Annotated in this window: 24 protein-coding genes; 5 read left to right on the forward strand and 19 right to left on the reverse strand. The window is 70.3% G+C overall.

Annotated features, from left to right (window positions below; translation table 11 throughout):
• Position 1: 1 nt before the first annotated feature.
• Genes J2S43_RS39170 through J2S43_RS39195 form a run of 6 tightly spaced genes read right to left on the reverse strand, consistent with a single transcriptional unit; the run spans position 2 to position 3,324 of the window.
• The gene (locus J2S43_RS39170; RefSeq protein ID WP_306838147.1) at positions 2–340 is read right to left on the reverse strand and encodes a hypothetical protein; all 339 of its coding nucleotides are present in this window, start codon (positions 338–340) and stop codon (positions 2–4) included.
• A gap of 2 nt (positions 341–342) precedes the next feature.
• A complete protein-coding gene (locus J2S43_RS39175; RefSeq protein ID WP_306838149.1) occupies positions 343–684 on the reverse strand; it encodes a hypothetical protein in 342 nt (113 codons plus the stop codon).
• Positions 681–1,073 (reverse strand): hypothetical protein, encoded by a 393-nt coding sequence (locus J2S43_RS39180; RefSeq protein WP_306838150.1) that lies wholly within the window; start codon positions 1,071–1,073, stop codon positions 681–683. The genes J2S43_RS39175 and J2S43_RS39180 overlap by 4 nt, the downstream gene beginning before the upstream one ends.
• Positions 1,074–1,117: 44 nt before the next feature.
• Positions 1,118–1,456 (reverse strand): hypothetical protein, encoded by a 339-nt coding sequence (locus J2S43_RS39185; protein WP_306838152.1) that lies wholly within the window; start codon positions 1,454–1,456, stop codon positions 1,118–1,120.
• Positions 1,456–2,517: a major capsid protein gene (locus J2S43_RS39190; protein ID WP_306838154.1), complete on the reverse strand. Its 1,062-nt coding sequence runs from the start codon at positions 2,515–2,517 to the stop codon at positions 1,456–1,458. Before J2S43_RS39190 ends, J2S43_RS39185 begins: the two co-directional genes overlap by 1 nt.
• Before the next feature lie 33 nt (positions 2,518–2,550).
• Positions 2,551–3,324 carry a hypothetical protein gene (locus J2S43_RS39195; RefSeq protein WP_306838156.1) on the reverse strand — a complete coding sequence of 258 codons (774 nt, stop codon included), beginning with the start codon at positions 3,322–3,324 and terminating at the stop codon, positions 2,551–2,553.
• Positions 3,325–3,489: 165 nt separating this feature from the next.
• Between J2S43_RS39195 and J2S43_RS39200 the strand changes: the two genes are divergently transcribed.
• Positions 3,490–3,879 carry a hypothetical protein gene (locus J2S43_RS39200; RefSeq protein ID WP_306838158.1) on the forward strand — a complete coding sequence of 130 codons (390 nt, stop codon included), beginning with the start codon at positions 3,490–3,492 and terminating at the stop codon, positions 3,877–3,879.
• 194 nt (positions 3,880–4,073) lie between these two features.
• On the opposite strand, the gene J2S43_RS39205 is transcribed toward J2S43_RS39200, so the two are convergent.
• Positions 4,074–6,674, reverse strand: a complete 2,601-nt coding sequence (locus J2S43_RS39205; RefSeq protein ID WP_306838160.1) for a phage minor capsid protein — start codon at positions 6,672–6,674, stop codon at positions 4,074–4,076.
• A 3-nt stretch (positions 6,675–6,677) separates the two neighbouring features.
• On the reverse strand, positions 6,678–8,273 hold the full coding sequence (locus J2S43_RS39210; protein WP_306839758.1) for a phage portal protein: 1,596 nt from the start codon (positions 8,271–8,273) through the stop codon (positions 6,678–6,680).
• Between the two features lie 47 nt (positions 8,274–8,320).
• Between J2S43_RS39210 and J2S43_RS39215 the strand changes: the two genes are divergently transcribed.
• Positions 8,321–8,782: a hypothetical protein gene (locus J2S43_RS39215; protein WP_306838161.1), complete on the forward strand. Its 462-nt coding sequence runs from the start codon at positions 8,321–8,323 to the stop codon at positions 8,780–8,782.
• A gap of 52 nt (positions 8,783–8,834) precedes the next feature.
• On the opposite strand, the gene J2S43_RS39220 is transcribed toward J2S43_RS39215, so the two are convergent.
• Positions 8,835–10,103, reverse strand: a complete 1,269-nt coding sequence (locus J2S43_RS39220) for a PBSX family phage terminase large subunit (protein WP_306838162.1) — start codon at positions 10,101–10,103, stop codon at positions 8,835–8,837.
• Positions 10,100–10,603, reverse strand: a complete 504-nt coding sequence (locus tag J2S43_RS39225; RefSeq protein ID WP_306838164.1) for a helix-turn-helix domain-containing protein — start codon at positions 10,601–10,603, stop codon at positions 10,100–10,102. The genes J2S43_RS39220 and J2S43_RS39225 overlap by 4 nt, the downstream gene beginning before the upstream one ends.
• A 119-nt stretch (positions 10,604–10,722) precedes the next feature.
• Between J2S43_RS39225 and J2S43_RS39230 the strand changes: the two genes are divergently transcribed.
• The 3 genes from J2S43_RS39230 (at position 10,723) to J2S43_RS39240 (ending at position 11,818) form a co-directional block, all read left to right on the forward strand.
• Positions 10,723–10,923: a hypothetical protein gene (locus J2S43_RS39230; protein WP_306838166.1), complete on the forward strand. Its 201-nt coding sequence runs from the start codon at positions 10,723–10,725 to the stop codon at positions 10,921–10,923.
• A gap of 184 nt (positions 10,924–11,107) precedes the next feature.
• Entirely contained in the window at positions 11,108–11,257 is a 150-nt protein-coding gene (locus J2S43_RS39235) for a hypothetical protein (protein WP_306838168.1), read from the forward strand.
• 75 nt (positions 11,258–11,332) lie between these two features.
• Positions 11,333–11,818, forward strand: coding sequence for a hypothetical protein (locus J2S43_RS39240; protein WP_306838170.1), 486 nt, complete (start codon positions 11,333–11,335; stop codon positions 11,816–11,818).
• A gap of 321 nt (positions 11,819–12,139) precedes the next feature.
• Here the strand turns inward: J2S43_RS39240 and J2S43_RS39245 are convergent, their stop codons facing one another.
• The 9 genes from J2S43_RS39245 to J2S43_RS39285 all read right to left on the reverse strand — a co-directional run bounded on the left by J2S43_RS39245 (position 12,140) and on the right by J2S43_RS39285 (position 17,098).
• Positions 12,140–12,382, reverse strand: coding sequence for a hypothetical protein (locus tag J2S43_RS39245; protein WP_306838172.1), 243 nt, complete (start codon positions 12,380–12,382; stop codon positions 12,140–12,142).
• On the reverse strand, positions 12,379–12,954 hold the full coding sequence (locus J2S43_RS39250; protein WP_306838174.1) for a hypothetical protein: 576 nt from the start codon (positions 12,952–12,954) through the stop codon (positions 12,379–12,381). The genes J2S43_RS39245 and J2S43_RS39250 overlap by 4 nt, the downstream gene beginning before the upstream one ends.
• 18 nt (positions 12,955–12,972) lie before the next feature.
• Positions 12,973–13,269 carry a WhiB family transcriptional regulator gene (locus tag J2S43_RS39255; RefSeq protein ID WP_306838176.1) on the reverse strand — a complete coding sequence of 99 codons (297 nt, stop codon included), beginning with the start codon at positions 13,267–13,269 and terminating at the stop codon, positions 12,973–12,975.
• On the reverse strand, positions 13,266–13,607 hold the full coding sequence (locus J2S43_RS39260) for a hypothetical protein (RefSeq protein WP_306838178.1): 342 nt from the start codon (positions 13,605–13,607) through the stop codon (positions 13,266–13,268). Before J2S43_RS39260 ends, J2S43_RS39255 begins: the two co-directional genes overlap by 4 nt.
• Positions 13,604–13,876: a hypothetical protein gene (locus J2S43_RS39265; RefSeq protein ID WP_306838180.1), complete on the reverse strand. Its 273-nt coding sequence runs from the start codon at positions 13,874–13,876 to the stop codon at positions 13,604–13,606. Before J2S43_RS39265 ends, J2S43_RS39260 begins: the two co-directional genes overlap by 4 nt.
• Before the next feature lie 35 nt (positions 13,877–13,911).
• Positions 13,912–14,085, reverse strand: a complete 174-nt coding sequence (locus J2S43_RS39270; RefSeq protein ID WP_306838182.1) for a hypothetical protein — start codon at positions 14,083–14,085, stop codon at positions 13,912–13,914.
• Between the two features lie 327 nt (positions 14,086–14,412).
• Complete coding sequence (locus J2S43_RS39275) at positions 14,413–15,396, reverse strand: hypothetical protein (RefSeq protein WP_306838184.1); 984 nt, start codon at positions 15,394–15,396, stop codon at positions 14,413–14,415.
• A gap of 104 nt (positions 15,397–15,500) precedes the next feature.
• Positions 15,501–16,508: a hypothetical protein gene (locus tag J2S43_RS39280; protein WP_306838186.1), complete on the reverse strand. Its 1,008-nt coding sequence runs from the start codon at positions 16,506–16,508 to the stop codon at positions 15,501–15,503.
• On the reverse strand, positions 16,505–17,098 hold the full coding sequence (locus tag J2S43_RS39285; RefSeq protein WP_306838188.1) for an ANTAR domain-containing protein: 594 nt from the start codon (positions 17,096–17,098) through the stop codon (positions 16,505–16,507). Before J2S43_RS39285 ends, J2S43_RS39280 begins: the two co-directional genes overlap by 4 nt.
• Between the last annotated feature and the right edge of the window lie 148 nt (positions 17,099–17,246).

Here is a 17,246-nt window from a genome sequence, read left to right on the forward strand (position 1 = left end):
CCTAGCTGAGCGGGTGGCCGGCGGCCTTGGCGATGATCGCCGCCATGGTCTCGGCCTCCTCGTTCATGGGGTCTTCCAGGTATTTCGCGGTGCGTCCGGCGTCGTGCCGCCAGGTGAGTTCCTCGTGCTGGCGGACGGCGTACGGCCGGTCGAAGTACACGGAGACGGCGATCTCGACCTCGTCGGTGTCGATGTCACCGGACCGTTCTAGGTCGCCTTCCTCCAGCGGGGCGCGGGAGGAGGACACCTGCAACAGGTGCTCGGCGGCGAGACGGAGCCCGTCGAGGCTGGCCTCGCTGAGGACCGCTTGGACGTGGGCGTTGTCCCACTCCAGTTCCACCGCTACTCCAAGGACAGTTCGACGTGCGCGGGCAGGTCGAGCCCGTGGGCGTCCAGGTCTGCTACCGCGATCACGCGGCCGGTCCGACCGGCGGCCGTGACGCGCGAGCCGGGCGGCACGACCGTGCCGGGCGGGCAGTAGATGGTCGTGGACGACAGCACCTCGGCGCCGGCAGCGTCCTGCGTCTGCGCGGAGACGCGGCGGCGGGCCGCCTCCACGATGCACGGCGTGATCTCGGCCGCCGGCGCGTAAACGTCGCCGTGCGCACCGGCCCCCTCGTACGCCTCGACCGTGATCGTGGCCGGGGCCAGGCCGCACGCGGCGATGAACTCCTCCCACGTCATGACTGCGGCTGCCCGAGCAGGCCGGCGTCGTCGAGGACGAGCCACGCCTGCATCCACAGCGCCCCGACCTTCACGCCTGCCGCCGCGGTGGTCCCGGTGGGGGCGCTGACGGAGAGCCGGCCGATGCTGAACGACGATGGTGTGCTCGCGCCGAGCCCGGTCTTGTCCCCGGAGGCGCGCCCGGCGGCGATCTGCTCCAGGACCGCGTCCCGGAGCGCGACGACGACGGCCAGGTCGGTGGCCTCCCCGTTCTCGTCGACGGCGTAGACGGCGCAGCGGGTGGCGTGCCGGACGTCCCGGGACGCCCGGACGAGTAGCTGATCGGCGTCAGCCGGGAGCACGCCGAGGTGCGCCCTGAGCTGCTCCGATGTCGCGTACGGGAACGGCATCGCTTCTCCTTGGGCGCCCGGTCCCGTACGGGACCGGGCGACGGTCAGGACTGGTCCGCAGTCTTGGCCACGTTCTCGAAGTGGTCCGCGAGCTGGTCGCGGGACATCGTGTCCGCAGCCTCCTGCGGCATGCCGCCGTGCTCGACGGCCCACGCCCGCCACATCTCGGTCGACGCGGTCTTCTTCGGCGGCGCCGGCCGCTCCGGCGTCCGGGCGGGCGTGTCCGGGGTGTTCTCGTCGATGACGTAGCCGCCGCGGCGGCGGAAGTACGCGAGCGCCGCTCGGTGCTCGGCCGGGTCGACCATGGCGACACCGTCGACGAACCCGACCGAGGCGACCTTCCCGGAGAACGGGGTCGGAGCGGTGATCTTGACCTGGATCATCACTGCACCTTGACCTTCCGCAGCACGCCGCACGCCCGGGTGGACTTCAGCACCGCGGCCGTCGGCCCCATCTCGACCTCGCCCTTCTTCACCGCGCCGGCGGTGGTGTAGTCGGGCAGCCACGTCTCGACGAGCGGCTTGTTCGCGACCGCGGCCGCGTGGAGGGCGTCCATGCCGAACGTGACCGCGTAGATGTCGGTCAGGCCGGTGATCGTGCCGCCGGAACCGGCGTTGTCCGCGTCGGCGCTGTAGATCGGGACGATCGGCGATGCGCCGGTCTGCCCGTCGCCGAGGTCGACCAGCACCCACGGGCCGTACCGTTCGACCTGGCGGCCCACGTCGTCCTTCTCGACGGTGTAGAGGCCTGCCCAGCGGGCCAGCGCCCGAATGCGCGTGATGCTCTTCGTGTTGCCGAGGATCGCCTTCTCGCCGGGCGGGAGTGCACCGGGAGCGCTGAGGTCTCCGCCGCCGGTCTTCGAAGGGATGATCTTCGCGAGCATCTCGTCGAGCTGGTCGAGGGCGGCCATCGCGAGCGCCTGCGTGGTGATCGCGGACGCGGACCAGTTCAGGTAGCCGGTCGCGGTGCCGTTGGTCAGTGGGTCGTACTCGGTGGATGCGCCGGTGAGGATCTTGTCGAGACCGTCGAACCCGTTGGCGTCCACGGCGATGTCGCCGTTGATCAGTTCCTCTTGGAACTTCTGGTGCACGGCCGTGGTGAGCTGCGTGACCTGGAAGGTGGCCTCGTCCGTGGCGCGCTGGCCGAGGTGGGCGAGGACCCGGTCCAGTTCGAACGCACCACCGTGCGGCTTGAGGTCGACGTTGTATCGCTGGCGGACGGCCTGGCCGGGCACGTACTCGGTGTTGAGGGCGCGGAACGCGGCGGTGCGGGGCGTGACCAGCCGGGTGTAGCCGTAGGTCAGCGTGGTCCCGCCGGTGGGGTTGACGGTGTCGTCGAAGACAATGCGGTCCAGAAGCCAGGAGTACCGGCGCAGGTCGTCGATCACCGCGAAAGCGACGTCGTCCTGCACGTTCACCTGGGCCTGGGCGAGAGTGACGGGCACTCGGAGCCTCCTAGCTCAGTTCGGGATGGTGGGTCAGCTGCCGTTCATGCGAGCCGCGATCGCGGCGCCGAGGGCGGGGCGCTGGCGTCCGGTGCCGCCGCCGGAGTGGTCGGCGCCCTGACGGGCCGGTCCTTGACCGGCGGCCGGCGCGGCGGCGGCGAGCTTCGGGTTGGCCTTGATCGCGGCCTTGACCGCCTCGGCGACCGCCTTCTCGAAGTCGGTCGCGGCCGGGTCCAGGTCGGCGAGCTGGCGCATGAAGGAGCGCGAGTCCTGGAGCGCATTCACGTCGGCGCCGGCCTTGCTGGCGACCTTGAAGAGCGCGTTCTCGACGAGGGCCTCACGCAGCCGTGTCTGTGCGTCCGCCAGCTCCTTCGCGACCGCCGCGGCGGTCGCGGCCGGGTCGGTCTTCGGGTCGGGCTTGAGCCCGAGCGCCATCAGTACCGCGTCGAGCTTCTCCTGCTGCGCCTTTTCGGCCTTCTGGCGAGCGTCCTTCTCGCGTGCGGCGTCCTCGCGGGCCTTGCCGAGAGCCGCCATCGCGCGGTCGGGGTCGTACTTACCGTCGAGCGCCGGCTTCTTGCCCGCGCCGGACCCAGAACTCGGGTTCGCGTCGTCGGCGTCCGCGCTGCTGTCGTCGGTGCCGTCGCTGTCGGCCTGGCCGGTCTCGCCTTCGCCGGAGCCGCCCGCGATCACGTGGATCGGCTGGCCGTTGCGCCGGTACCCGAGGACCTTGCCCGGGATGACGCGCTGGCCGGTGCGCGGGTTGATGAAGCCGGGAGTCATGGCGGTGGGGAGGGTGTTTCGGGACAAAGACGTCCCCTCCTTGAGGGTGTGTCGGGTAGGTGACCGCCTCGCCTTGCGGGCAGCCGGTACCGTGCGCCCCGCCCCCACTGACCAACATGGAGTGATCGCGTGAGCGCACAGAGAACAAAGGGCCTCAGCACGCCGGCGATAGCTGGCCTCGTGGTGCTGGGCGTGCTGCTGCTGATCGTCGGGTTCGGTGTCATCGGCGCGCTGACCGGCGGGTCGAACGAGCCGGACGGCAGCGCGCCGGCCACCGCGGACGGCGGCTCCGCGGCTGGGCCGACAGCTCAGGAGGTGATCGACGCGTTTGAGCGCGCCGGGCTGGCCGTGTCGAACCCGCGCGACAACTCGTCAGGCTGCGGTGAGCTCGGCTGCAAGGAGCGCATCACGACCGACGCAATCACAGTGCTGTCGTTCGATGATGCTGCCGCGGCAGCGAAGTACGTGGAGGCCGCGGGCACGGAGGCCTACCGCTCGGGCGGGATCGTCCTGTCCTACGCGGCGGCACGCACGCCCGCTGAGGACCGCCCTAAGTACGAGGACGCCCTCAAGAAGATGTGACGGCCAGCCTTGCTATCGCCGGCGTCGGCGGCGTGCCGGCGCCGGCCGTTCGGCAGCCGGCGCAGCGGGCGCGTCTTCGAGCAACCGGCGCGGGTGAACCGGCGGCTGCGACGGGCCGGACACCACGATCACCGGCGAAACGTCGTCCCAGCGGTCGGCGATCGACCGCGGGCGTGCCTCGTCCTGTGTTGCCATCAGTCGATCACCTCCACGTCAAGTATCCGCCTTCCAGCCGCGTCCACGCCATGGTCAGCGACGACCCGCCGTCGCTGACCGCGCGGGACCAGCAGCTCGGCCTCCTCGTCGATGCCGGACGGGTGCCGGTCGGGCGGGGCGAGGCTGGAGAGCCGAATCGCGCTGGTGCCCTTCGGCTGCACGATGCGCATCACGACGCTGCCGGACATGTTCGCGAAGTTCTCTGCCACACGCTGATCGACGCTGGTGGACGCGAATCCTGCGTCGTCCCACGTCAGACCGACCAGGTCGATATCGTTCCAGGCGGAACCGAAGATCTTGGCCGGGCTCCTGAACCCCCGGTACACGACGACGTCGCGCGGCAGCGTCGACTCCGCGTGCACGGCGTCGATCATCGCGATCTGCCGCTCGATGCGGGCGTTCCTCTCGCCGCTGCGGAGAAGGTCGTTCATGTCCTCGAACCCGAAGCCGCGGTACGACTGCAGCGCACTCTCCGCCTGTCTGACCCGCGCGGAGTCCCACCCGGCGGGCGCGGGTCGCAGATAGCTGTCGTCGGTCAGCTGGTGCTGTACGGCGTCGAGCGCGTCCTGCAACGCGAGGGCGGCCTTGTGGCGCTTGTCGAACGCGGCGTGCCGCTTGGCCTCCTCGCGCAGCTCCGGTAGCCGGTCGACGAGGTCCTTTCGGCGCGCGATCAGCTGCTTCGCGAGGTCGGAGAGCCCGTGCTCCTCGGCCAGCTCGCGAATCCGGGCGATCGTGACCTTCTGCACCGCGCGTACGGCGCGGACCATCTCGGCCCGGGTGATCTGCCCGAACAGCAGCGCCGCCTGAGGGGCGCTGGCCGTGTCTCGCAGGGAGGTCCACTCGGTGACCTGGTCACCGAACGCGGCGCCCTTCGCGTCGCCACGGGCGCGGAAGAGCAGGCTCCCACCGAGGTCGATGCGCCACGGCTTGCCGTCCCCGCCAGTAACGACGTTGTCGAAGTTCAGGCCGACGGTGTCCCAGTTCGCCAGCCACGCGTCCACCCCGAACCCGTCGCGGACCTTCGATCGGTACGCGCCGTCGAGGAGCCGGGAGTCCAGGTCCGAGACCGCGTCGGCGACAAGCCGGGATGCGGTGTGGTGCTCGCCGGACAGCCCGGGTGTGCCGCGGCCGCGGACGACCTGCGGCGTGTCGATACCGGCCTCGCGGTAGAGCGCGGACGCGAGCGCCTCGTTGTTCGCATGCGCCTCGGAGCGCTGGGACTTGACGTACCAGCGCGAGCCGTCCGCGGCCTCGAACAGGCCGCCCTCGTTCGAGCCGGCCTGCGGCCCGACCCGGGTAAGCGCGGAGAAGTCGCCGCTCTCCACCTGCTCGGTCGGTGTCGGCTCCGGCGCGGCCGGTTCCGGCGGGGTGAGGTCGAGGTCTTCCGGCTGCAACGGCCGGCCGCCGCCACCGCCGGCGAGAGGCCGCGCCGGGTCGACGCGGGTGCCGGGCGGCGGGGTGGATCCGGCGCCGAGCTGCTCACGGTACGGCAAGCGCTTGAGGGTGGGGTTGGCGGCGAGATGCTCGCGCATCGCCTGCTGCCAGGCCCCAACCTTGGCGCCGGAGGCCTTGACCGCGGCCGGGTCGAGGGCGCCCTGCTGCCGCTCCTTCCACTTGCGGATCTGCCGCTCGATCGCGCGCTGCCGCTGCCGGGCGACGTCGCCGTCCGGGTCCCCGGTCGGCCCGGTCGGGAGCCGGGTGGCTCCGGGCAGGTACGCGCGGACGCTGTGGCGGCAGTTCGGGTGCTGGAAGCCGCGGCGGCGCGCGTCGTCGAGCGACGCCGCGACGGTGACCGTGACCTGCTTCGCGGAGACCGCGCTCGGAACGTCGATCCGGCCGGTGGGTCCGTCGTCGGTCCGCAGCACCTTGCCCTCGAAGGGCCGGCACCGCTCGCACTCCTGGGTGACGTCGGAGACGTAGACGAGCCGGATCCCGAGGTCATCGAGCCGGTCAGTCTGGCCCTGGACTGCGGCGCGCTGGGTGACGGTCCGGACGGCCATCTCGACGTAGGAGGACAGCCGCCAGGTGCGGCCGCGCGCATCGACGAACGAGGCCACACCCTGGTCGATGAAGCCTTGGAAGGCGGCCTGCGAGGCCTGCCTGCGGGTGAGGTTCCCGGTGATGGAGCGGGCGACCGCACCTGTGACGGTGCGCCGGTAGACGTCCTCGACGTGCCGGAGCACGTTCCGGCAGCGCTCACCAAGGTCGGTGACGAGCGCCGCGGCGAGGGACTCCATCGCGTCGGTCCGCAGCGCCCGGGTCCGCGCGTCCGCCCGGACGGCCGGTGGGACGAGGTCGTCGGGCAGGTCGAGCAGCGCGCCAGCGCGGCCGGTGCGATAGCCGGCCGCGATCGCGCGCCGGACCGCGTCGCCCTGGTCCGCCTGGAGGCGCACAACGATCGCCTCGGCAGCCCGGCGAAGCCCGGACACGGCAGCGAGCCGCTCCTCGGCCCACGTCGGCGCGTCGATGCCGCGGGCGAGCCACTGCGCGACGGTCGCGAGGATCTGCTGCTCGGCCTCCGCGTAGACCGCGGCCGTGGCCTGTGCGATCGCGTCGATGTCCTCGGGCGCGACCGCCATTGCCTACTCCTCGGCCGGCTCCTCGTTCTCGCCCTCACCGGGCACGTCGCCGTCTTGGCTGGTGTTGCCGGCGAAGCCGGCCAGGACCTGCTCCGGGTCTGCGCCGGTGCCGCTGTCCTGCTTGATCCGCTCGACCTCCGCGCGCACGTCGGGGTCCGCCCAGTCCGGGTGGAGCATGCGGACCTTGGTGTCGAGGGAGACCGCCTCGGCCGCTTGAAGCAGCTGAAGCGTGCGGGCGATGGTCTCGGGGGATTCCGAGACGGAGTCGCCGAACTCGACGTTCGGCCGGACTGGATCGGCGCGGCCGCCGAGCTGCACCCGCTCGACGGCGAGCAGCAGCTCGACCGCCTCCGCAATGGCCGGCGCCCAGCTCTGGACTCGGGTCCCGCGCGTGGTGAACGACTGCCGCTCGCGGGCTTGAACCTCGGTGGCGGTGACCGCGACGTCGCCCTCGTCGCCGAGGGTTTGCGAGCTGAGGCCGGCGTGCCGGAGCGCGAGTTCCACGAGTGCGTCGCCGGTCGCCTTGTGCTCGGCGTGGCGGATCGCGAACTGCGCCACGGTGATCTGACCGCCCGCGCTCTCGCTGTTCGGGGGCATCCGCAGGGCGCGGAAGACCTCGCGGTCCGCGTCGAAGCTGCTGCCGGCTCCGGGCCCGTTCGAGGTGAGCATGTAGTCCGGCACCATGATGCGGGCGCGGGCGAGGTGGATGTCGCGCATCCAGCTGGTCCACACGTCATCGATCCGGTCGAAAATCTGCTCGGAGCCGTCGAGGTCGGACCGGCCGAGGTACTTCAACGCGGGCAGCGTGCGCCAGCGGCGCTGAGGGCCGGCGTTCGGGATACGGACGACGTCGAGCCGGTCAAGACCGGTGCTCTGCCCGGAGCTGTCGTCGACCAAGTCGGCGAGGTAGGCGGCGCCGGGGTGGTCGGCGAACGCGCGCCGCTGACCAAGATCGGTGGCGGTGCCGATGAAGAGCGCGTACTCGATCCGGCCGCGTGAGTGGTGCTCCAGCAGCCGTACCCAGGTGTTCCCGTCGACCTCCAGCACCGACCAGAACGTGACCTCCAAGAGCCGGCCCCACCGGATCGTGGGAACCGCGCCGTCCGCGTGTACCGCAGCGAGGAACGCCTTTCCGGGCGAGACCTCCTGGTCGACGACCGGGCGGAGGTAGACGTCGCCGAGCGCGGAGTCGGCCTCGGCCGCGTGCAGGAGCGTGGTCGTGAGCCCGTCCTCGATCAGCTGGTCGAGGCGGGCCTGCACCGCGGTGTCCTCCGCGGTGAGCCGCGGCGTCTCGGAGAAGAGCAAGTTCGCGGCCGCCGCGGTGAGGTCGGCCGGGAGCGGCACGTGGAGTCGGCCGTCCCGGGCGTCGCTCGGTGGCGGGCTGCCCCACAGCCAGCGGGAGACGCGGCCGACGAGCCCGCCTGCGCGCTGGCCGGGGTAGAGGCGCTGGGATGGCGGGAGGGTCTGGCCGGTGACGGCGCGGCCGTTGTAGACGGCGGTGAGTTTGTCCGGGCTGCCGTCGTACCAGGCGTCCCAGTCCCGGTAGGCCTGGTAGGCCGGTGCGAGCTGCGGGGGCGGCCAGGCGCCGCCGGTTGGCATCGGCAAGGGAGGTTTCCTCGATCGCACGTCGACGTCATACTTTTGGTGTGACTAAAGAATTTGCCTTACTAATCGCGCAGATTGTTCCGGTTCTTGCTCTGGCGCTGGGATTAGAGATTCGATCACTTACTTTGCAAATCGTCGGGGCAGTCGCGCGCAATAATGCCGAATCTGATTCATCCTCCAGAGAGGATCTCGGAGCAGAATTACTCATGGCGCGAATATTGATTGGCGCGCTCAGCATCACGCAGAGCGGCCTTGTTGCGCTTGAGACTAAGGCAATTGAGGTGGCATTCGGGGGCGCTCCCGCGGTGATTGTGGATATGGTGCTGGCTGCGTCTCTTCTAATTGTTTTCATGGCCCCCGTTTATGATTGCCTCTATCGACTTATTCCTGTCGTCTGGCCCGGAGCTAATCGACCAATACGATATTTTGTTACGCTTGTCCTAGCTGTGGTGCTACTCGCAGCCATGTCCATCGTGGACTGGCAGCTCGATCGTTCGATTTAGTGGTAACTGCAAGAACTGGTCGCTGGGTAGGTGTTCCTCGCGTTGGAACTGGTCAAGCTGCGAGGTCGAGAACGCCGCGCACGAGCGGCCGCCACAGCACCTCGGGGGTCTTAATCGCATACCGGCCGGCGTCCAAGCTGTGGTCGCCGGCCTTGACCGGCTTGTCCTCGCCCAGGAGCGCGGCCTTCTCGTCCCAGACGTAGCCCGGGATCTCCTCGATCCAGCCAGCGCAGGACTCGTGCACGAAGAGCAGGCCCTCGGCGAGCAGCGACGCGACCAGGCGGATGCCGTCGGCCACCGCGTTGTCGGCCGCGATCGGCATGAGGCCGTCGTTGAAGAGCTGGGTCTTGAAGCTGGCCGCGCTGGGGTCGACACAGACCCAGTCCGGCTGCACCTGCAACTGGTTCAGCCAGCCGCGGAGCCGGGCCGAGTACTCGGCGTCGGTTAGCGACCGCTGCTCCTTCTTGGAGTCCCAGCGCCACTCCCGCGCGAGGTACAGCTTCCCGTCCGTGCCGACGCCCAGGAGTAGGCCAGCGAACGGGTTGACGGTGCCGTAGTCCACGCCCAAGCTGATCCACCGGGTGATGCCGGGCAGTTCCTTGACCACGTGCCGCGCGGGATCCCAGGACTCGTAGACGGTGCCCTCGGCGACGCACCACTCGCCGAGGATGTTCCGGCGGTAGTAGAGCCCGGTGTACTGGCGCCGGTAGCGCTCCTTCACCCGTTCCGAGAGGCCCGGGTTGTCGTCGAGGCCGAAGTGCCAGACCTTCCAGTCGCCGGCGAGCCGGCCGCCGGGCTTTGCCTGGTCGATGCCCTCGGTCTTCAGCCAGTGTCGCGGGTTGTCCGGGTTGGTGTTCCCGAAGATCTGCGACCCGTCCACGGAGTGCCGGCCGAGGAGCTGCTCGTGGAACGTGCGTGGCATGAGCGACCACTCGTCGACGTACGCGCCGCGGCTCGTCATGCCGCGTAGGCGGGCCTCGGAGCGCTCGTCGTTGAAGGTGATGACCTCCACCTGCTGGCCGAGGATCATCGCGGTCGGTGCGCCTCGGGTGTACGAGGTGGCCTTGGCGAGCGGGCCGAACACCGCGCTGTCCCGGAGCGGGTTGAAGATGTTGCGGGTGGCCGTGTCGTAGGTCTTCGCGCAGACGACCAGGTCGCCGGACTTAGGGGCGTCCGTGGCGATGTATTTTGCCCAGCGGAGCAGACCGGAGATGGTTTTGCCGGACCGGACGGCGCCCTCGGCGAGGTTGACGAACGTGTCGGAGTCGAGCGCGAAGTCGATCTGCTTCTCGGACAGCGCCAGGCCGCGGAGCCCGGTCACGTGTCGTCCTTGCGGGCGTTGTTGCGGGCGGCGCGGAGCTGGTCGAAGAGGTCGCCGAGCATGGACCTCTCGTCCTCGTTGCCGGTGCCCTTGTCGTATTCGGCGAGCCGGACGGAGCCGTTGACGAGCACGCTGAGCGCGGTTGCGATGTCGCGCTTGTCGCGGAACGGTGGCTCGTCGACGTCGCGCTCGTTGTAGTCGTTCTCCTTGCCGCCGAAGTTGTAGACCTTGGCCGGCGAGAACATCTGGCCGAGCAGGCGCTCTGCGGCGCTGAGCATGTCGACCTGTAGCCGGGCGCGACGTTCGGCGGCGTCGGCGACCCTGGCGGTTGTGGCGGCCGCGGTCCGGGCGCCGCGGACGAAGGTGAGGCCGAGGTCTGCGGCGATGGCGGAGACGCGCCGGTTGTGGATGCCGGTCCGGCGAGAGATCTCGTTGCGGCCGTGCCCTTGTGCGTGAAGGTCGCGGACCTGGCGGCGCTCGTCGTCGGTGATGGGGGACATCCGCACCTCGCGAGTTGATCTCCCTCGTGGTGGCTCAAAGATCGCTAAACCCTTGTGCGTGCACAAGGGTTTCGGGTATTCTTGACGTAGGCACCCACGAGGGAAGGAGGTGAAACGACATGACCGACCGGATGGACGCCGTCATCCTGGCCGCGGTCCGGCAGGGCTTTGCGGTCCGCCAGACCCGCACGGGCTCCTGGGTCTTCACCCGGCGCGGGATCACCGTGATCGCGCGCCGGACCCCGGAGAGCGCCACCGAGTGGATGTACCTGATCAACTCGCTGCGCGGCGCTGGCTTGGCTCTCCCGCCCCGGGAGTGACGGCAGCCCCGGGGCCGCGTGTACGGCGCGGCCCCCGGGTTTCATCCGGATAAAAGCCTTGTTAATGCACAAGGTTTTACGCTAGGATTCCCCTTGACACCCACAAGGGAATCGAGGTGAAATTGTGGATGAGGGGATGCTCGAACTCCTGGTCAGAGAGGTTGACGCTCAAGGACACCGAGTCATGGTCAGCGGACATGGCGCCCGCGTGTTCCTCCTGAACGACAACATGATCATCTGCCCGAAGGCTCCGGACACGGAGACGGAATGGCGGTGGCTGATCACCGAACTGATCGGATCCGGGCTGCTCTGGCCCCCGCCCCCGCGGACCTAGAGCCCGGGGGCCGCGTGTACGGCGCGGCCCCCGGTCATCCCCTGGTAGACACCCACAAGGGAAGGACACCAGCATATGACCAACTGGCACGCCATCGTCGAGTACGCCGGCGCCATCACCGAGGACCAGGCCGCCGAGCTGACCGAACGCGGCGAGTTCGTCATCGCCACCATCGACACCGATCGCAACCGCACCCGCGTCTCGTTCGGCGTGAGCGCCTCCACGCTCCGGCAGGCCACCGACGCAGCGCTCCGCGACGCCCGCACGTACGCGGACGGCATCATCGCCGGCGCTCCGATCCAGATGCGGATCATCACCGACGAGGACCTCGCCGTCGAGAACGAGCACCCGATCGTCCCGCCGCTCGTCGACAGCACCGGTGCGCGGGAGATCCTCGGCGTGAACACCCAGCAGCGGATGTACGAGATCGAGCAGCGCCCCGACTTCCCGGTGCCGGTGGAGACCGTATCGGGCGGGCGCCGGATCTACACGGCGGCGTCGATTCGGGCGTTCGGCGAGCGCTGGGAGCGGAAGTCCGGACGGCCTCGCAAGACCACGTAGCTGCCGTTCGCCTGAGGCTGGGCCGGGCGGCGCCCCGGTATGCCGCCGCCCGGCCTCGCCCTACTGCTCTCCGGGTGTCACTCCCGGAGGTCGAGCCGGGCACGGCGTGGCCGTACGCCCGATGTTTGTTGATCATCGGCGGGTGTGTTCTAGGCGCGTCCACGTCGACCATGGCCGTGAAGCTGGCGGGCCAGGCCGGATTGTCTGTCCGGCCTGGCCGTTCCCCCTGGTCTCCGACCCCCTGGAGACGACGACAGCCCGGGAGCGTTTCGCTCGACCGGGCTGTGGGCAGAGTGCTGCCGCCGCCAGTCTGGAGAATGATCACCCGTCCGTCAAGCCGGTACGTCTGCGACCTCGACCACCCAACCGCTTCGCCTGGTCAATGCGGATGGCCTGGCCGAGGATGTACCGGACCCGTGGCCGGCCGTCCTCATCGGCCATGCGCACCGAAGCGAGCCCGTCGTTGCGGCCCCACCAGCGCACGGTGTCCGCGGTGACACCCTGGCCGATGTGATCGGCGATCTCTGCCGCCGTTCCCCATGTCTCCCCGGCCACCATGATCACGCTGCCACGCTCCCCACCATCTCGGCCCACATCCACGCGGCCCCGCAGGTTGTGCATTCGACCACCCGCTCGGCCACCGGCGGCGCTCCCCGCAGCATCAGGCCGACCGCGGCGCATGCCGGGCACGGCACACGGGGCACGAGCTGCCGGTCTGCGGGGAGGCCGAGGAGCCGGCGCACGCGGCCGTCGATCCGGTCGGCGAAGAGCTGGGTCGCGTCCGCCATGCGGTCGCTCATGTGCGGCACGGCGGCCCGGAGCCGGTCAAGCGGGTCGGCTAGCCCGGGCAGGTGCTCGGCGACGTCTCGGAGCTGGCTCCAGACCTCGGTGCGCAGGGCGGCCCACCGGTTCGGGCGCGGAGGGCCGAGAGCTGCGATGGCGTCGCCGGTCGGGTCGCCATGGCCGCCGAGTGCATGTCGGCGGCCCCACGACGGCGATTTGAGCGGGTCGGCGGCGGTAGCCCGCTCGGCCAGGATCGCATCGTTCTCCTCGCGAACCCGGTCATCGAGCTGGTCGAGGGCGACGCAGAGCGTCCAGAGAGCGGCGGCGGCGCGCGCGTGGTGTGGGTGAGTCACGGTGCTCCGTTCGGTAGTTCAAGCGGTGATGCGCTGGCGTGCGTTTCGGCGGCGGCGTTCGGCGTGCCGCTCGGGTGCGGTGGTGCCGCCCCAGATGCCGTACCGCTGGTCGGTGGTGACGGCCCACTCCGCGCACTCGGCGGCGACGGGGCATCCGGCGCAGATACGGACGGCGGCTGCGATGCTGCGGGCGTCCTCGGACGGGAAGAACTCCTCGGCGTGGGCCGGGTCGCAGGCGAGGTCCCGGCGGCCAGCGAATGGCGGGAGGCGCCGTGCCCAGCGCGGGTCGTGCTGAGTGCGGTGGTTCGTTGTCACAGCGTCGGGATCCGCTCAACGCGTTGCTGAGCTGTCGCACAGCCTCTGTGCGACTCCATGCCTGGGGATCGAGTCTCCGAGTCCTCAGCGGCGCTCTCCGCATGCCCTGCGGTGTCGATCAGGGCGGGCTGTTCGATCTGCGTGCTGTCGGCGGTTGAGACCTGAATGCCGGCCGGGGTGACGTCGATGCCGTCTGTCTCCAGCAGCAGCACGCTGAACGGGGCGAAGTGGCCGTGGATGCCGGGCCGGAGGTTGACCGGGACCATGAGTCCGGGGCGTAGGTCGAGCACGACGTCGGCTCGGCCGGAGCAGCGGATCAGGATCTTGGCGGTGGTCACAGGATCTCCTCGGTCGAGGTCGGGTGGTGTTCGCAGGGGCAGCCGGGCCAGCGGACCCGGCGTGGGCGGCCGAGTGGGGCGGCCTCGCCGTCCAATTCGGTCCGGATCTGCCGGACTCGGCGGCGCCAGCGCACCGGGTCCGGCAGGCCTTCCGGCTCGTAGTCCCGTGCGCTGCGCGGTGTCGGGAGCGGCATGGTTGGCGTCTGGTCGCTGGTGGGCGCGAGCCCGGCGCGCGACCGGGCTCGCTCGACGGCGGCCTGCGCGGACATGCGGGCTGCGTGCTCACGGCCGGTAAGGCGTCGGCTCATGCGCCGGCCCGATCGCGGCGGACGGCGTCCCGCGCACGGTGGTGCCGGTCGGCGGTGATGAGGGTCTGGGGCAGCCAGACGGCGGCGAGCGCGAGCAGGACCGCGGTGCGCGGGTCCCACGCTGCTTCGGTGGCCGCCGCGTAGCCGAGAACGACCGCGGTACCGGCCACGACTGCCACAGCGACCGCGACGACGAGCGGACCGAGGCGGAAGACGAGCCGGGCCGCTCCCGTGCGCGCGTGCGAGAACCGAGGCCGGTGCCGGGGCGTGAGCGGGGCTGTGGGCGCCGAACGGGGCTTCGGGTGGGTGAATATCCACGGTGGGGTGGTAAATGGTCATGGGCGGCTTGCGCCAGGTGAGGTCGGCGGTGGTGCTGCGCATGTGGTGGTGGTTCCTTCGGGTGGTGGGCTGCGCCGCGGTGGTGTGCCGTCGGCGGTGATGAGAGGCCGGCTGGCGGACGATGATCGAGACGGGTAGGTCCGGTTCCGGGGTGGCTGTCAGGCGGCCGGGTGGAGCGGGATGACGGGGGCGAGCCGGCCGCGTTCGGCGTCCCACGCGCGGTAATCCGGGCGTGGGGCGCTGAGGGCGCGGCAGAACGGGCATCGGGGTTTGCCGTCCGACTCGCGGTGGCCGGCGAGCATCGCCGGGTGGTCCGGGCATCGCTCCGGCGGCGCATCGGCCGGTTCTCCGTCAGCGACCGAATCCGGGTCTTCGACCGAATCGTTCGCGCGCGAGGTGGTGACGTCCGCAGAGAAACCGGGTGTCGTGGGGTTGGTTGGTCTTGTGGTTGGTCCGGGTCTGGTATCGCGTGCCGATGGATCCCCCACGGCGGCGCCATCGGATCCCCCACACCCGGAATCGGGGATGCCATCGGATCCCCCACGCCGGTCGTCATCGGCGGCGCGTGGGGGTTGTTTTGGATCCCCCACGTGAGCCTCTGTGGGGGTGCCATCGGACTCCCCACGAGGGTCGTCTGCTTCGTCTTGTGGGGGATCCGACGGCACCTCTTCGGATGCGTCGGGCTGAGGCGGTGTGGGGGTGCCGTCGGATCCCCCACGCTTTCCGCGCCGCGCGGCGTATACCCGCTCGGCGGCGACCTTGACCGCGGCCGGCGACAGGACGTCGAGACGCTCCATGAGATCGCTGGGGATCGTCAGCTGATACTCGTCGCCCTGGCGCTCACGGCGAGAACGCGACCGCACCTTTCGCAGCAGGCCTACCTCAACGAGGGCGCGACGGACGGCCTGAACCACCTGCACGCCAACCTCGGTCTCGACCGCGACGGTGGCGTCCCCGGGCCAGATGCGGGTGCCGGTGTCCGCGTCGGAGTGCGAGGCGAGCACGAACGCAACGGCGCGCAAGGTCGCGGGTGAGACTCCGCCCCGTTTTCCCTTCGCCGGGATGAGACCGCGCAACCGCGCCCGCATGAGGATGGCTTCCCACTCCCACCGAGTCGCGGCATGCAGCTCACGTTCTTCCACACCAATTCCGATCTATGTGCTTAGGCGGTCCGGCCGGGCGGCGCGGCGGCGCGAACCCGGCCGGACCGCAGAGGTTCAGGAGCGGAAGCAGGCCGGGATCGAGGTCATCCCTCGTCTCCGTTCGCCGCGAGCACGCCGGCCAGCTCGGTCCAGCGGTCCGCGGCCGCGCGCAGTAGCTCCCGCTCGTGCGCCTCTCGGGCCGCGATCAGTTCGAATGCGTCCTCGTTCCGGATGCCCTCGATGTGCTGGCCGATCAGCCCGGCCAGCACGTCCGGCGGCAGCGCGTCCAGCTCCCACGACTCGTAGCCGTGCTCTCGCACGTATGCGCTGGCACGGCTGTCCGTCAGCTTCGCGGGGTTCGGCGGCGGATTGTGCTCGCGCACCTGGTCGGAGTTCAGCGCGATCCGGCGGATCTCGATCGGGTCGACGTCCCCGAGCTGATCCCGCATGTGCGCGAGCACCTCCGCGATCTCAACGTCCTCGTCGAACCACGCGCGGTGCTCGGAGAGCCAGTCCTGGCTCAGGAAGAGCTCCAGCCGCTCGCGGATGTCGCGGGTCATGTCGATCCCGCTCGGGTCGTGGTCGCCGAGGTGGAGGACCGTAACCGCCTGGCCGTTGCGGAGGTAGCCCAGGAAGCGGCGCGCGGCCGCCCACTGCTCGGACTGGCTGACGTAGCCCCGGCACGAGAACCAGTCCACGTCGGCCTCGTTCGCTGCCCGCTGCACAACGCCGGCCAAGGCCTCTTTCTCCACCCAGACCTCGACGCGGCGGGGCTGGGTGGCCCACTTGTCCAGCCGGTACGACCAGGCCGCGGAGTCGATGACCGCGCCCGGCGTGCGCCAGTGCGACGTCCCGCGCAGGGACCGGGTCCGGTCGACGATGTAGGACCAGTCCAGCAGCCCGGACAGACGCGCACGGTTGACGATCTCGCCCAGCCGCTTGTAGCTCTTGAGGTTGTTCTCGATCCAGCCCCGGGCGACGAACTGGTAGTAGAGCTGGCGGAGCGTCAGGTCGTAGCCGTCGGCGGCGTACTGCTGGCACACTGCCTCGGCCCGGCGGATGTCGATGCGGACCTGCTCGCTTGGGCGCCAGTTCTCGTATTTGATCTTCATCGGTTCGTCACCTCGGCGGCCGCGGCCGCGCGGAAACCGCTGATCTCGTCGAGCAGCACCTCGCACGAGAACCGGACGAACCCGCAATGGCACGAGCCGACCCAGCGGGACTCCGGTGCCAGCTCGCCCGGCCCGCAGTAGTGCCCGGCGAACACGAACGTCCGGGCGAGGTGGCCGATCAGGTTTTCCTCGGCCGGCGCTAGGCTCGACTCGCCGATCAGGTCACCGATCAGCACCCGGTCCCCGACGTCGTTGAGCGCCACCTCGAACGTGCCCTCGTCAGGCAGCAGTTCCGCGACCAGCGCCCGGGGGAGAGTGCGTGCGGCCACCGCCCCGAGCCCGCACGGGGCGGTGGCGGCGCGGCACGAGCGCGGGTGGATGATCGCCCACCCGCCAGGCTCGAACGTGATGAGGTGCTGCACGGACTCCTGTAGCGCCTCGACCTCGATGCCGCCGCGCAGGATCGCCGCGACGCGGTCCCGACTGATCTTGAGGTCCATCGCGAGGCGCCGGATGACCTCGTACGCGGTGGACTCGGTCACCTTGAACCGGTTCATCAACAGAACCTTGGTTCGGCTATTCCTCGGCATTGCCGTCCTCGTCTTGGGGGTCGTACCAGCTGCGCTGGTTGGTTTGCGCGCTCTTCAGGGCTGCGGCACTGGCGGCGGTCTGACCGCCTTTTCGGCCAGCCGGGCTGCGTCGTGCCTGGCGTTCGATCGCGGGAGCTGGCACGTGCCG

This window comes from Catenuloplanes nepalensis, from assembly GCF_030811575.1.
Lineage (GTDB): Bacteria > Actinomycetota > Actinomycetes > Mycobacteriales > Micromonosporaceae > Catenuloplanes > Catenuloplanes nepalensis.